This window comes from Clavibacter sp. CT19, assembly GCF_027858075.1.
Lineage (GTDB): Bacteria > Actinomycetota > Actinomycetes > Actinomycetales > Microbacteriaceae > Clavibacter > Clavibacter tessellarius_A.
This window is the reverse complement of the sequence record NZ_JAQHYR010000003.1, coordinates 39,432-53,686: the sequence shown is the minus strand read 5'-3', so window position 1 is coordinate 53,686 and position 14,255 is coordinate 39,432. Positions and strand designations below refer to the sequence as shown.

Here is a 14,255-nt window from a genome sequence, read left to right as displayed (position 1 = left end):
CATGGGGCGGCTCACGCGCCCGCCGGGGTCCGACCCCCGTCCGGGTCGCCGTCGCGCGCCAGCTCGTGCGCCAGGGAGTCGAGCTCCGCCCCTCCGGCCATGAGGGTCGTGAGCTCCCCGAGCGTGATCTCGTCCTTCTCGAACGTGCCGAGGCTGGATCCGCGGTTGAGCAGCAGGAACCGGTCGCCCACCGGGAACGCGTGGTGCGGGTTGTGCGTGATGAAGACCACACCGAGCCCCTGGTCGCGCGAGCGGGCGATGTGGCGGAGCACGATGCCCGACTGCGTGACGCCGAGGGCCGCGGTCGGCTCGTCGAGGATCAGCACGCGGGCGCCGAAGTGCACGGCCCGGGCGATGGCGACGCACTGTCGCTCGCCGCCGGACAGCGTGCCGATGGGCTGGTCGACGTCGCGGAGGTCGATGCCCATCCGCGCGAGCTGCTCGCGGGTGATCGCCTTCATGGCCGCCACGTCGAGCCGGCGGAACGGCCCCCGCCCCGTGGTGATCTCGGAGCCGAGGAAGAAGTTCCGCCACACGGGCATGAGCGGCACGACCGCGAGGTCCTGGTGGACGGTCGCGATGCCGGCTTGCAGCGCCTGCCGCGGGGACGCGAGGACCACGGGCTCGCCGTCGAGCAGCATCGTGCCCGCGCTCGGCGCGTGCACGCCCGCGAGCACCTTGATGAAGGTCGACTTGCCGGCGCCGTTGTCGCCCAGCACGCACGTGACCTGGCCCGCGTCGACGACGGTCGAGACGCCCGTGAGCGCGGTGACGGCGCCGTACGACTTGCCGAGGTCGCGCACCTCGAGGATGGCCGTCACCGTCCGCCTCCCACGCGGCGGCGCACCAGGTCGTTCAGGAGCACCGCGGCGAGCAGCATCCCGCCGAGGATCGTGCGCAGCCAGTTCGTGTCCCACTGGGCGAAGGTGATGCCCTGGAAGACCATGCCGTAGATGAGCGCGCCGAGCGCCGCGCCGATCGCCGAGCCGAACCCGCCCGTCAGCAGGCAGCCGCCCACGACCGCGCAGATGATGTAGATGAACTCCTGCCCGACGCCCGTGTTCGCCTGCACCGTGGAGGTGCGGAACAGCGAGATCATGCCGACGAGCCAGGCCGCGCCCGCGGTCCCCATGAAGAGGCCGATCTTGGTCTTGAACACCGGCACGCCCACCTGGCGGGCGGACTCCTTCGCGCCGCCGACCGCGAAGATCCAGTTGCCGGCGCGGGTGCGCAGCAGGATCCACGTGGCGACGGCCGCGACCAGGAGCCACCACAGCACCGAGACGTAGAAGTTGCCGCCGCCGATCTGGAGCGACGAGCCGAAGATCGGCTGGATCTGGTCGTAGGACGGCACCTTGGTCATGCCCTGGATCGCGACCTGGCCGGTGATGGCCTTCGTCACCGCGAGGTCGACGCCCGCGAGCGCGAAGAACGTGCCGAGCGTGACGATGAAGCTCGGCAGCCCCGTCTTCATCACGAGGAACCCGTTGAGGGCGCCGATCGCGAGGGCCGCCGCGAGCGAGACGACGGCCGCCACCCAGATGCTCAGGCCGTAGTGCGACGTGAGGATGCCGACCACGAGCGCCGAGAACCCCGTCATCACGCCGGCCGAGAGGTCGAACTCGCCGCCGATCATGAGCATCGCGACGGCGACCGCCATGATCCCGAAGGTCGACGCCGACTCGAGCCACACGCCCGCCCCGCCGAGGGTGAGGAACTGCGGCGTGGAGAGGGAGAAGAACACGAGCACGGCGAGGGCGGCGGCGAGGGCGCCGATCTCGGGCCGGGCGAGGATCTTCCGGATGGGCCCGTCCGCGAGGCGCGGCCTCGGGGCGGTCGGCGCGGTGTCCGTCGGGGTCAACGCGTGCTCCTTGGGTGAGGGGTGCGGTGCGGGGATGGGGGATCGGGGGTGCCGGGCCGGGCGGGCCCGGCCGGGCCGGTCAGCGGGTGCCGTCCTTCGCGAACTCGGCGACCTCGGCCGCGTCGTCCTTCGTCACGAACGCGGGCCCCGAGTACACGGGCTGGCCGCCGCCTAAGACGGTGCCGGTGGTGGCGTGGAGGTCGAGCGCCGTGATGCCCATGAACCCCTGCACGTAGGGCTGCTGGTCGACCGCGAAGAGGATCGAGCCGGACTCGACCGCGGCGACGACGTCCTCCGAGAGGTCGAAGGTGCCGATCCGCGCTCCGCTGCCGGACTCGTCCACGGCGCCGACCGCGTCCATCGCGTACTGGCCGCCGAGCGTGAGGACGCCGTCGATGGACGGATCCGCCTGCAGCTTCGACTTGATGGTCGCCTTCACGTCGGCGTCGTTCGTGCCGTCGACCTGGAGGTTCGCCATCCGCCCGGGGAAGGCGCTCGCCGCGGACGCGCAGCGCTCCTCGAGGCCCACGTTGCCGGCCTCCTGGATCACGCACAGCACGTTCCCGAGCCCGGCGTCGCCGAGGCGCTTCCCGACCGCCTCGCCCGCGACCGTCTCGCTCTGGCCGACGTGCACGAGGGCGCCGAACTCGGCCGAGCGCTCGATCCCGGAGTTGATCGTGACCACGGGGATGCCCGCGGCGACGGCCTTCTCGACGCTGTCCCTCAGGCCGTCGGGGTTCGCCATCGAGACGACGATGCCGTCCACCCGCTGCGCGACCGCGTTGTCGATGAGCTGGGACTGCTTGGCGGGATCCGGGTCGGCGCTGTAGATGACCTTCGCGCCGTCGCCCGCGCCGGCCTTCTCCGCGCCCGCCTTGACGCGGTCCCAGAAGGCGTCGCCCGGACCCGAGTGCGTGACCACCGCGAAGGTGAGGTCCCCGCCGCCGCCGCTGCCGCCGCCCGCGGCGGGTGCGGGATCCTGGCCGGTGCCCGCGCACGAGGTGAGGAGGAGGCCCGCGGCGACCGCGAGGCCGAGGGGGGCGAGGAATCGGTTCTTCATCGAAGGCTCCTTGTCGAGCGGACGCCCGCGCGGGGTCCATGACGTCGTCGGCGGGCCGAGTGGGCCGGCCCGACATGCCAGTCTGCCCTCTCGCCGGGCCGTGTCGGCGCGCGACGACGACGCCCGTCCGCCGTCGGGGGCGGAGGGCGTCATCCGGCGGGGCGTCCCGCGGGGCGTCCGGCGTCAGAGCGAGACGGGCACCGCCAACCGCTCGACGGCCGAGCGCTGCGCGGCGTCCGCGAGCACGAGGGCCGCGCGGCCGTCCTCGAACGTCGGGCTGTCGGAGTCCTGGCCGCGGGCCAGGCGGATGAAGGCGCGCAGCTCGGCGACGTACGCGGCGGCGTAGCGCTCGAGGAAGAAGTCCTGGTAGGGCGGCTTGCCCTCGACGCTCGTGGCGGTCGAGACGCTGACGAGGCTCGTGAGCGCGTTCGCCACCTGGAGGGATCCGCGCGAGCCGAACGCCTCGATCCGCTGGTCGTACCCGACCGCGCTGTGCCGCGAGTTCGTGATGACGACGAGCGCGCCGGTGGACGCCCGGAGCGTCACGACGGCCGTGTCGAAGTCGCCGTGCTCGCGCGCGCCGGGGTCGAAGGTCGTGGATCCGGTGGCCTGCACCTCCACGATGTCCGGCAGGAAGAAGCGCGCCATGTCGAGGTCGTGGATGGTCATGTCGCGGAAGATCCCGCCGGAGACGCCGACGTACGCGGCGGGCGGCGCGGACGGGTCGCGGCTCACGATCGACAGCTGCTCCAGCTCGCCGACCTCTCCGGCCGCCACGCGGGCGCGCGCCTCCGCGAAGGCCGGGTCGAACCGCCGGTTGAAGCCGAGCGCGACGGGCACGCCGGCGGAGCGCACGCGGGGGAGGAGCGCGTCGACCCGGGCGATGTCGAGGTCGATGGGCTTCTCGCAGAGCACGGGCAGGCCGTGGTCGATCGCCGCCGCGATGAGGTCGACGTGCGTGGGCGTGGGGGACGCGATGAGCACGGCGTCTATGCCGCCGGACGCCATCATCTCCGTCGCGTCCGCCGTCACCCGTCCGCCGAGCCGTGCGGAGAGGGCGTGCGCGCCGTCCACGAAGGGGTCGCAGATCCACGCGAGCTCGGCGTCCGGATCCGCGGCGATGTTCGCGGCGTGGACCTGGCCGATGCGGCCGGTGCCGATCAGGCCGAAGCGCAGGGGGGTCGTGGTCATGGCGGCGTCCTCGTGTCTCTCAGGGGTCGTGCGCGCGGGGGCGCGTGCGGGTCGGATCGGGCGGCTCAGGCCCAGGCGCGGAGGGCCTCGCGGTTCACGCGCTGGTCCTCCGTGCGCTCGGCGCGGAAGGCGCGGATGTCGGCGTCGGGGGCGTTGAGCACGTCCTGCTCCACGACGATCCAGCCGTCGTAGCCCTGGGCCTCGATCGCGGTCATGACGCTCGCGAGGTCGACGTCGCCGCGGCCGAACGCCGCGAACGCGCCGGAGGACCACACCTCCCGCATGCCGCCGCCGGCCGCGAGCACGCGCCGGAGCTCGGCGCCGTCGACGTCCTTGAGGTGCAGGTGCGTGATCCGCGACCCCCACCGCGCGACGGCCGCGACCGGGTCGCCGCCCGCGATGACGAGGTGCCCGGTGTCGAGCGTGAGGCCCACGTCCACGGCGTCGAGGAACCGGTCGACCTCCGCGGGCGACTCGACGAACGTGCCGGCGTGGTGGTGGAAGGTCGGCTCGAAGCCCGCGGCGCGCGTGATGTCCGCGGCGCGCGCGGTGTTGCGCACGAGCCGCGACCAGGCGGCGTCGTCGAGCGGGTCGGCCTCGTGGCCGCGGCCGGGAGCGGCGGCGCGCGCCGCGGATCCGCCGTCGGCGAGCGTCGGGAGCGGCAGGCGCGCGGGCCCCGCCTCGGACGCCTCCTGGAAGACGCGGAGCGACGCGTGCAGATCGGGGAGGGAGGCCGCGAACGCGTCATCGTCGGAGAGGGGCAGCTGGATCCAGCCGCCCGCGAGCTCGAGGCCCGCTCCCGCGAGCCGGTCCCGGAGCTCCCGCCCGCGGCCGAGGTACCCGACGGGGCCGAGGTCGATGCCCGCGTACCCGGTCTCCGCGAGCGCCTCCACCATGTCGTCGGGCGTCACGACCTCGGCGCCCTCGGGCGTCAGCTCGAACACGCCGAAGCTCACGGGCGCGCCCGCGACGGTGGCCCTCACGCGGCGGATCCCAGGGGTCGGGTCGTGCGGGCCGCGGACGCGGCGGGGGTGGTGCGGGTCTGGACCATGCGGCGTCGCACTGCTCCTCGGGCCGTCGAGCGCGGATGTTTGTCCTGACGATAGTACGTGGTCCGGTGCCTCCGTCGTCGTCCGATCCGCGCCGCGCGCATGCCCCGCGGCCGGCGGCCGGGCGCCCTGCATGACGGGCGCATGACGACCCGGTGACGATCCGGCCGCGGCCTCCCGCCCGGCCCGCGGCCCGCCTACGCTCGTAGGAGGATCCCCCATGTGGGGGAACCGCGACGCCGAGGGGGACGACGCCATGACCTGCACCGAGACCGCACCCGCATCCGGATCCCCGGAGCGCCGATCGGGGCAAGCCCGCCGCATCGCCCGCCCGCTCGCCGTCGCGACCGCGCTGGCGCTCGGCCTCTCCGCGCTCGTCGCCGGTCCCGCCCAGGCCGCGACCGTCTCCATCGCCGACGTGCAGGGCACCGGCAGCGCGACCCCGTTCGCGGGCAAGGCCGTCACCGTCGAGGGCGTCGTCACGGCCGACTACCGCGGCGCGAGCGGCTACGCGGGGATCGTGATCCAGACCCGCGGCTCCGGCGGGCCGACGGACGCGACGCCCGGCGCCTCCGACGGCGTATTCGTCTACCTCGCGAGCGCCGACCCGGCCGTCGCGATCGGCGACCTCGTGCGCGTCACGGGCACCGCGTCCGAGCGCCAGGGACAGACCCAGATCGCCGCGACCGCGACCGGCCTCGTCGAGGCCGCGGTCGGCGTCCCGGCCCCGACCGCGCTGCCCGACACGCTCCGCGGCGCCGACCGCGAGTCGCTCGAGAGCATGCTCGTGACCCCGACGGGCGACTACCGGGTCGGATCCGCGCATCAGCTCGACACCTACGGCACCCTCTGGCTGAGCGCCGGCGCCGACCTCCCCGTCAAGGCCACCGACGTGGTGCGGCCGGGCGCCGAGGCCGACCGGATCGCCGCCGACAACCGCGCGCGCCGCCTCCTGCTGGACGACGGCTACAACATCCAGCTCACGAACGCGGCCTACCCCGCGGGCGCGACGCAGCCCTACTACTCGGCCGATCGGGTCGTCCGCAACGGCGACGCGCCGGTCTTCCCGACCACGCCCTACGTGCTGGCCTACGGCTTCGACGACTGGCGCCTCCAGCCCACGACGCCCCTCACCTCGCTCGACGCGGCCGGCCGCGTGCCCACCTTCACGAGCGCGAACCCGCGGCCCGCGTCCTCGCCCGAGGTGGGCGGCGACGTGCACATCGCCGGCTTCAACGTCCTCAACTACTTCACGACGCTCGGCGAGCGCGGCGCGAAGACGGCCGCGGAGTTCCAGCGGCAGCGGGCCAAGATCGTCACGGCCATCACGGGGCTCGACGCGCAGGTCGTGACCCTCATGGAGATCGAGAACTCGACCCGCTTCGGCGAGCCGGCCGACACCGCGACGGCCGACCTCGTGCGCGGCCTGAACGACGCGGCGGGGAAGCCGGTGTGGGACTACGTGCGCACCCCGGGCGCGCTGCAGTCGACGCCCACCGACGAGATCCAGAACGCGATCATCTACCGCACGGACGCCGTCACGCCGGTCGGCGCCGCGGCCACGCAGGTCGACGAGACGGTCTGGGGCAACGCCCGCGAGCCGATCGCGCAGTCGTTCCGCGGCGGCGACCAGACCTTCACGGTCGTCGCGAACCACCTCAAGTCGAAGTCGGGCTCGGGCACGCAGCCGGCCGACGGCCAGGGCTTCTTCAACGCCGACCGCGTCGCGCAGGCGAAGGCCGTGGCGCGGTTCGCGGGCGAGCTGCAGGCGTCGAGCGGATCCGACCTCGTCTACCTCCTCGGCGACTTCAACGCGTACTCGGAGGAGGACCCGATCCAGGTCCTCCGCGACGCGGGCTTCGTCGACCTGGTGCCCGCCAAGGCCCCGGGGGAGCGCACGTACTCGTTCGACGGCGAGGTCGGATCCCTCGACCACGTCCTCGCGACGCGCGCCGGCGCCGACCGCGTCACGGGCGTCGGCGTCTGGGACGTCAACGCGCCCGAGTGGGCCGCGCGCGAGTACGGCGGCGCCGCCACCGACGGATCCAGCGCCTTCCGCTCGAGCGACCACGACCCCGTGAAGGTCGGGCTCGACACCGTGCGCGACGCCGCGCACCTCGTCGGGTACGCCGACCGCCTGCTCGTGCGCGGCGGGCAGCCGGAGAGGTACGCGGTCAAGCTCGCGTCGGCGGCGACCGCGCCGACCGGCCTCGTGCAGATCCTCGACGGGGGCCGCGCCATCGCCTCCGTCGACCTGACCGCGGCCGACGCGGGCCGCGCGACCGTCACCCTGCCGCGCCTGTCCCGCGGCATCCACCTGCTCACCGCCGCCTACGCGGGCGACTCCGCGGCGCGCGGCGCGCGCACGCTCTGGCCGTCGATCGTCCTCGTCTGGTAGACCGTCGGCCGGCGGGACCCGCGTGGAATGCCCGCGGGTCCCGCCCGGTTGGACCCCCTGACCGCACGAGCGACACGAGAAGAGGACACACCATGGCCACCACCGAGCTCACGCAGGAGAACTTCGAGAGCATCGTCGACTCCAATGGCATCGTCGTCGTCGACTTCTGGGCCGACTGGTGCGGCCCCTGCAAGCAGTTCGCGCCCGTCTTCGACAGGTCGAGCGAGAAGCACGCCGACATCGTGCACGGCAAGGTCGACACCGAGGCGCAGCAGTTCCTCGCGCAGCAGGCGAACATCTCCGCCATCCCCACGCTCATGATCTTCAAGGACCAGACCCTCATCTTCAGCCAGGCCGGCGCGCTGCCCGCCCCGGCGCTCGAGTCCCTCATCGAGGAGGTGCGCGCCGTCGACGTGGCCGCCCTCAAGGAGCAGGCCGCCGCCGAGGCCGCGCAGGCGACGCCCGGCGCGAGCGCGGACCCCACCGCCATCTGATCCGCGCCTGATCCGCGCCGACGGCCCCTCCCCAGCCGGGAGGGACCGTCGTCGTCCCGAGCCACCGCATCGCCCCCGTCCGCGCCGGGCGCCCCGGATACCATTGCCCCGATGACCAACTCCCCTCCCGCTCCCGTCGACGCCGCGCCGTCGTCCCCCGCGCTGGCCCCCGCCCTCGAGCGCCTCGGCACGGTCTTCGGGTACGACGCGTTCCGCGGCGACCAGCAGGAGATCGTCGAGCACGTCATCGGCGGCGGCGACGCCCTCGTGCTCATGCCCACGGGCGGCGGCAAGTCGCTCTGCTACCAGATCCCGAGCCTCGTGCGCGCGGGCACCGGCGTCGTCATCTCGCCCCTCATCGCGCTCATGCAGGACCAGGTCGACGCGCTCCGGGCGGTCGGCGTGAAGGCCGCGTTCCTCAACTCCACGCAAGACCTCGAGACCAGCCGCGAGGTGGAGCGCGCGCTCCTCGACGGCGACCTCGACCTCCTCTACCTCGCGCCCGAGCGCCTCATCCTCGACCGGATGGGGCGCCTGCTCGACGAGGCGCCCATCGCCCTCTTCGCCATCGACGAGGCGCACTGCGTCTCCCAGTGGGGCCACGACTTCCGCAAGGACTACCTCGCGCTGTCCATGCTCCAGGAGCGCTGGCCGGACGTGCCGCGCATCGCGCTCACGGCCACGGCCAACGAGGCCACGCACGCCGACATCACGGCGCGGCTCGGCCTGCAGGACGCGCGCCACTTCGTCTCCTCGTTCGACCGGCCGAACATCCGCTACCGCATCGTGCCCAAGGCCGAGCCGCGCAAGCAGCTCATCGACCTCATCCGGAACGAGCACGCGGGCGACGCGGGCATCGTCTTCTGCCTCTCGCGGAAGACCGTGGAGCAGACGGCCGAGGCGCTGAACAAGCAGGGCATCACCGCGCTGCCGTACCACGCGGGCCTCGACGCCGCCGTGCGCCAGCGCAACCAGGCGCGCTTCCTCCGCGAGGACGGCATCGTCATGTGCGCCACCATCGCGTTCGGCATGGGCATCGACAAGCCGGACGTGCGCTTCGTCGCGCACGTCGACCTGCCCAAGTCCATCGAGGGCTACTACCAGGAGACCGGCCGCGCGGGCCGCGACGGCCTCCCGTCCACCGCGTGGCTCGCCTACGGCCTGCAGGACGTGGTGCAGCAGCGCCGCATGATCGACCAGTCCGAGGGCGACGCGCAGCACCGCCGGCGCCTGTCGCAGCACCTCGACGCGATGCTCGCCCTCTGCGAGACCGTCGGCTGCCGGCGCGTGCAGCTCCTCCGCTACTTCGGCGAGGAGACGGGGCCCTGCGGCAACTGCGACACGTGCCTCGAGCCCGTCGAGACGTGGGACGCCACGGTGCCGTCGCAGAAGCTGCTGTCCACGATCGTGCGGCTGCAGCGGGAGCGGAACCAGCGCTTCGGGGCCGCGCACCTCATCGACATCCTGCTCGGCAACGAGACCGACCGCGTGCGGCAGCAGGGGCACGACCAGCTCACCACGTTCGGCATCGGCGGCGAGCTCACCGACGTGCAGTGGCGCGGGGTCGTCCGGCAGCTGCTCGCGCAGGGCCTCCTCGGCGTGAGCGACGACGGCTACGGCACCCTCGTGATCACGGCGGGCAGCGGCGACGTGCTCACGGGCGCCCGGAAGGTGCCCATGCGGCAGGAGCCGGAGCGCATCGTGCGCGGCCGCGGCACCCGCACCACGCGGGCCAAGGGCGGCCAGGTCGTCGACCTGCCCGAGGAGGCGCAGGGCCTGTTCGAGGCCCTCCGCGCCTGGCGGTCGGAGCAGGCGAAGGAGCAGGGCGTGCCCGCGTACGTCGTGTTCGCCGACGTCACCCTGCGCGAGGTCGCGACCGTGCGCCCGCAGGACCTCGGGCAGCTCGCCGGCATCACGGGCGTGGGCCAGAAGAAGCTCGACACGTACGGCGAGGGGCTCCTCCAGGTCGTCCGGGCGGAGGCCGCGCCGACCGTCTGACCGGGAGAGGGACCCGGTCCCGAGCCTCGAGGGCTGCGGGACCGAGCCGCGCACACGACCGACTTTTACCCGAAGACCGGTCCGGCGCTGGCGGGACAGCTCACCCGAAGAGCTGTCGCCGTTGCCCACGATCGTACTGGTCCGCCCACGGCCGTCGGCGCGGGTTGTGGGGAGTCGTCGTTGCCGCTAGCGGACCGTGCAAGAGGGAGACGGCGCCGGACGCCTCTCGTGTAAACAGCGTGTAACAGGAGGCCGCAGACGCTTCATCACCATTGCCAACAACGCATGGCGTATTTGTAATATGTCACCTACCACCGGCCGCCCGAGGCCGAGCGAGGGAGCGGGATGGCTGTGACAGGAGCTCATGCGCGTGCGGCAGGCGAGGCCGCCGGGCGTCCCGCGGTGGACCCGAGGACGGGCCGCCGCCGCCCGCTCGGCTCCGCCGCCGTCACCCTCGAGGCCGGGCTCCTCGCCGCGTGGCAGGAGCGCAACCGCGCGCGCACCATCCCGCACGCCATCGCCTCCATGACCGCCGCCGGCAACCTCGATGACCTCCGCGCCGCGGTCGACGGCCCGGGGGAGCGCCCGGTCCCGCGCTACCCGTTCCTCGACACGGACGTCTACAAGACCCTCGAGGGCATCGCCTACGAGGTGGGCCGCGGCACCGCGGACGCGGCGTCGCGCGCCTTCCTCGCGGAGGCGACCGACGTGCTCGAGCGCGTGCAGGCCGCTGACGGGTACATCGGCTCGTACGTGCAGCGACCGGGATCCGACCGTGAGCCCTGGACCGACCTCGCCTGGGGCCACGAGCTCTACAACCTCGGGCACCTGATCCAGGCGGCCGTCGCCGACTCCCGGCAGGGCGGCGACGGCCGTCTCCTCGCCGTCGCCCGCCGGTTCGCGGACGCCGCCGTCCGCGAGTTCGGGCCGGGCGGCCGCGTCGAGGTGTGCGGGCACCCCGAGGTCGAGATGGCGCTCGTCGAGCTCCACCGCGAGACGGGGGAGCGCGCGTACCTCGACCTCGCATCCGCCTTCGTCGACCGGCGCGGGCACGGCACCGTCGCCATCCGCATCTTCCCGGCCGAGTACTTCCAGGACGCGCACCCGTTCCGCGAGATGCCCGCCGTCACGGGCCACGCCGTCCGGATGGCGTACCTCGCCGCGGGCGCCACCGACGTGGCCGTGGAGACGGGCGACGCGGAGCTGCTCGCCGCCTCCGTCCGCCTCTTCGACGACGCCGTGCGCACCCGCCTCTACGTGACCGGCGGCCTCGGCAGCCGCCACTCGGACGAGGCCATCGGCGACGCGTACGAGCTGCCGAGCGAGCGCTCCTACAGCGAGACGTGCGCCGCGATCGCCGTCATGCAGTGGGCCTGGCGCCTGTTCCTCGCCACGGGCGAGCCGCGCTTCCTCGACACGCACGAGACCGTGCTGCTCAACGCCTACGCGGTCGGCCTCTCCGCCGACGGCACCGGCTTCTTCTACGACAACCCGCTGCAGCGGCGCCCCGACCACCACGCGCAGTCGGGCGCCGAGACCGAGGGCGAGCTCATGCGCCGCCCGTGGTTCACCTGCCCGTGCTGCCCGCCGAACATCGTGCGCTGGATGAGCGAGCTGCAGGACCACGTGGCGGTGCAGGACGGCGACGACCTCGTGATCGCGCATCCCGCCGCCTGCGTCATCCGCACGGACGCGCTCGACGTGCGCGTCTCCACCGACTACCCGTGGGACGGCGCCGTGCGCATCGAGGTGCTGCGCGCATCCGGTGCCGCGACCGGGCTCGTGATCCGCCGGCCCGGCTGGTGCCGCACCGCGACCGCCTCCGTGCAGGCGGCCGACGGCACGACCGCGGCGGTCGACGCGAGGGCGGGCGACGGGTGGATCCGCGTCACCCGCCCCTGGGCCGCCGGCGACGCCCTCGTGGTCGAGCTCGACATGCCCGTGCGCGCGCTCGGATCCCACCCGCACCTCGACGCGACGCGCGGCAGCCTCGCGGTCGCCCGCGGCCCCGTCGTCTACGCCGTCGAGCAGCAGGACGCGGGCGCGTCCGTCGACGACCTGCTCCTCGACCCGCGCGACCTCGCGACGGCACGGATCGTGCCGCTCCCGATCGCCGAGCCGTGGGGTCCGGTCGCCGACCCGGCAGCCGCCGACCCCGCCGCACCCGCACCCGGCGTCGCGCTCGCCGTGCGCCTCCGACGTTCCGCCCCCGCCCCGGACGAGCTCTACCCCGAGGTCGTCCCCGGCACCCCCGCCCCCGCCGCGTCACCCGATCCCGTCGACGCGGTCCTCGTGCCCTACGCCCTCTGGGGCAACCGGGCGCCGGGGGCCATGCGGGTCTGGATCCGCGCGGCCGACACCGGCTGATCCGCCGCCCCGCACGCGCGCCGCCCGGGTCCACCCGACCCGGGGCGGACGCCCGCACCTCCTCCCGCACCTCCTTCCCGCAGTTCCCATCGCACGACCCCGTCCGTCATTCCCGCCCCGGTGCGCTCCGGCCGCCATCCACGAAACGAGAGTCCGATGAAGAGACGAATCACCGCCGTCGGGCTGGCCGTCGCCGCCAGCCTCGCCCTCACCTCCTGCGCCGGCGCAGGAGCGAAGTCCACCTCCGACATCACGGGCCCCGCCGACACGGGCGGCACGATGCACGTCCTGCAGGTCGCGGACTTCCCGCACCTCGATCCCGCGATGGGCTACGAGACCGACCTGGCCGACCTCTACCGGCTCATCTACCGCTCGCTCACCACGACCACGGGCAAGGACGGCGCCACGATCGCGCCCGACCTCGCCACCGACACCGGCACCCCCAACGCCGACGACACCGTCTGGACGTTCACGCTCAAGGACGGTGTGAAGTTCGAGGACGGCTCCCCGATCACGAGCCAGTCGATGAAGTTCGGCGTGGAGCGGTCCTTCGACCCCGCGCTCGCCATCGGCTCGCCCTACGCCCGCATGTACCTCGAGGGCGGTGACGCCTACAAGGGCCCGTACCAGTCCGGCGACCTGGCCTCCATCGAGACCCCCGACGAGAAGACCATCGTCTTCCACCTCAACCGCTCCGTGCCCGAGTTCGCGAGCGTCACCGCGCAGAGCACCTTCGTGCCGTTCCCGGTGGACAAGGACCGCGTCACGGTCACGAACATGGACCAGCAGCCCATCTCCTCCGGGCCGTACAAGGTGAGCGCCCGCACGCAGGGACAGTCGCTCACGCTCGTGCGCAACCCCGAGTGGGACGCCTCCACCGACGAGGTCCGGACGGCGAAGCCGGACGAGTGGCAGTTCACGATGGGGCTCGACCAGGCGACCATCGACGAGCGCATGATCGCCGGACAGGGCGACGACCAGGACGCCCTCGCCTACGGGATCACCGCGGCATCCGTCTCCCGCATCCAGACCCCGCAGATCAAGGCGCGCACCGTCTCGGGCGACACCGGGTGCACCACGTACCTCGCGCTCAACACGACGAAGCCGCACCTCGGCGACGTGCGCGTGCGGCAGGCCATCGCGTACGCGGTCGACAAGAAGTCGCTCGCCGACGTGGCGGGCGGTCCCATGATCGCGGAGCCCGCGTCCACGGTCCTCACGCGCAGCGTCCCCGGCCACAAGGACTTCGACCTCTACCCCAGCACCGACAGCTCGGGCGACGTCGACAAGGCCAAGGCGCTCCTCGCCGAGGCGGGCCTCTCGGACGGCTTCACGATCACGCTCGACGTGGCCAGCGTCCCCACCTCGCAGAAGGCGGCGGAGGCGCTCCAGCAGTCCCTCGCCCGCGTCGGCATCACGGTGGCCATCAACCTGCTCGACACGGCGACCTACAACGAGACCATCGCGACCACGTCGCAGCAGCACGACGCGGCCGAGGCCGGCTGGTGCCCCGACTGGAACTCCGCCAGCACGGTGCTGCCGATCCTGTTCGACGGGCGCCAGATCCCCGAGAAGGGCAACAGCAACCTCTCGCAGATCAACGACCCCGGCATCAACGCGAAGATCGACGAGGTCTCGGCCATGACCGACCTGAAGGCCGCCGACGCCGCCTGGGGCGACCTCGACGAGCAGGTGCAGCAGCTCGCGCCCGTGGTGCCGCTGCTCTACGGCCAGGCCGTCCTCGTGCTGGGGCAGAACGTGCGGAACGCGTACTCGAGCCCGATCTACGACGGCGCCCCCGACTTCGCCACCATCGGCCTCCACACGGGGAAGTAGG

At 73.5% G+C, this 14,255-nt stretch carries 10 protein-coding genes; 5 read left to right on the top strand and 5 right to left on the bottom strand.

Translation table 11 applies throughout. The annotated features are described in order from the left end of the window. Positions 1-11 precede the first annotated feature (11 nt). The 5 genes from PED38_RS04310 to PED38_RS04290 form a co-directional block, all read right to left on the bottom strand. Positions 12-821 carry an ATP-binding cassette domain-containing protein gene (locus PED38_RS04310; RefSeq protein ID WP_270979958.1) on the bottom strand — a complete coding sequence of 270 codons (810 nt, stop codon included), beginning with the start codon at positions 819-821 and terminating at the stop codon, positions 12-14. Further along, the gene (locus PED38_RS04305; RefSeq protein ID WP_270979957.1) at positions 818-1,861 is read right to left on the bottom strand and encodes an ABC transporter permease; all 1,044 of its coding nucleotides are present in this window, start codon (positions 1,859-1,861) and stop codon (positions 818-820) included. The genes PED38_RS04310 and PED38_RS04305 overlap by 4 nt, the downstream gene beginning before the upstream one ends. A 79-nt stretch (positions 1,862-1,940) precedes the next feature. Then, positions 1,941-2,921, bottom strand: coding sequence for a sugar ABC transporter substrate-binding protein (locus PED38_RS04300; RefSeq protein ID WP_270979956.1), 981 nt, complete (start codon positions 2,919-2,921; stop codon positions 1,941-1,943). 183 nt (positions 2,922-3,104) lie between these two features. Then, positions 3,105-4,112: an inositol 2-dehydrogenase gene (iolG, locus tag PED38_RS04295; RefSeq protein WP_270979954.1), complete on the bottom strand. Its 1,008-nt coding sequence runs from the start codon at positions 4,110-4,112 to the stop codon at positions 3,105-3,107. Between the two features lie 65 nt (positions 4,113-4,177). After that, positions 4,178-5,095: a sugar phosphate isomerase/epimerase family protein gene (locus PED38_RS04290; RefSeq protein WP_063070224.1), complete on the bottom strand. Its 918-nt coding sequence runs from the start codon at positions 5,093-5,095 to the stop codon at positions 4,178-4,180. Positions 5,096-5,381: 286 nt separating this feature from the next. Between PED38_RS04290 and PED38_RS04285 the strand changes: the two genes are divergently transcribed. The 5 genes from PED38_RS04285 (at position 5,382) to PED38_RS04265 (ending at position 14,254) form a co-directional block, all read left to right on the top strand. Then, on the top strand, positions 5,382-7,559 hold the full coding sequence (locus tag PED38_RS04285; protein ID WP_270979953.1) for an ExeM/NucH family extracellular endonuclease: 2,178 nt from the start codon (positions 5,382-5,384) through the stop codon (positions 7,557-7,559). Positions 7,560-7,651: 92 nt separating this feature from the next. Then, on the top strand, positions 7,652-8,053 hold the full coding sequence (gene trxA / locus PED38_RS04280) for a thioredoxin (protein ID WP_063070225.1): 402 nt from the start codon (positions 7,652-7,654) through the stop codon (positions 8,051-8,053). 111 nt (positions 8,054-8,164) lie between these two features. Beyond that, the gene (recQ, locus tag PED38_RS04275) at positions 8,165-10,051 is read left to right on the top strand and encodes a DNA helicase RecQ (RefSeq protein ID WP_270979950.1); all 1,887 of its coding nucleotides are present in this window, start codon (positions 8,165-8,167) and stop codon (positions 10,049-10,051) included. Positions 10,052-10,453: 402 nt separating this feature from the next. Then, positions 10,454-12,418 carry a glycoside hydrolase family 127 protein gene (locus PED38_RS04270; protein WP_270979948.1) on the top strand — a complete coding sequence of 655 codons (1,965 nt, stop codon included), beginning with the start codon at positions 10,454-10,456 and terminating at the stop codon, positions 12,416-12,418. Positions 12,419-12,574: 156 nt separating this feature from the next. Next, positions 12,575-14,254 carry an ABC transporter substrate-binding protein gene (locus PED38_RS04265; protein ID WP_063070228.1) on the top strand — a complete coding sequence of 560 codons (1,680 nt, stop codon included), beginning with the start codon at positions 12,575-12,577 and terminating at the stop codon, positions 14,252-14,254. The last annotated feature ends 1 nt before the right edge of the window (position 14,255 follow it).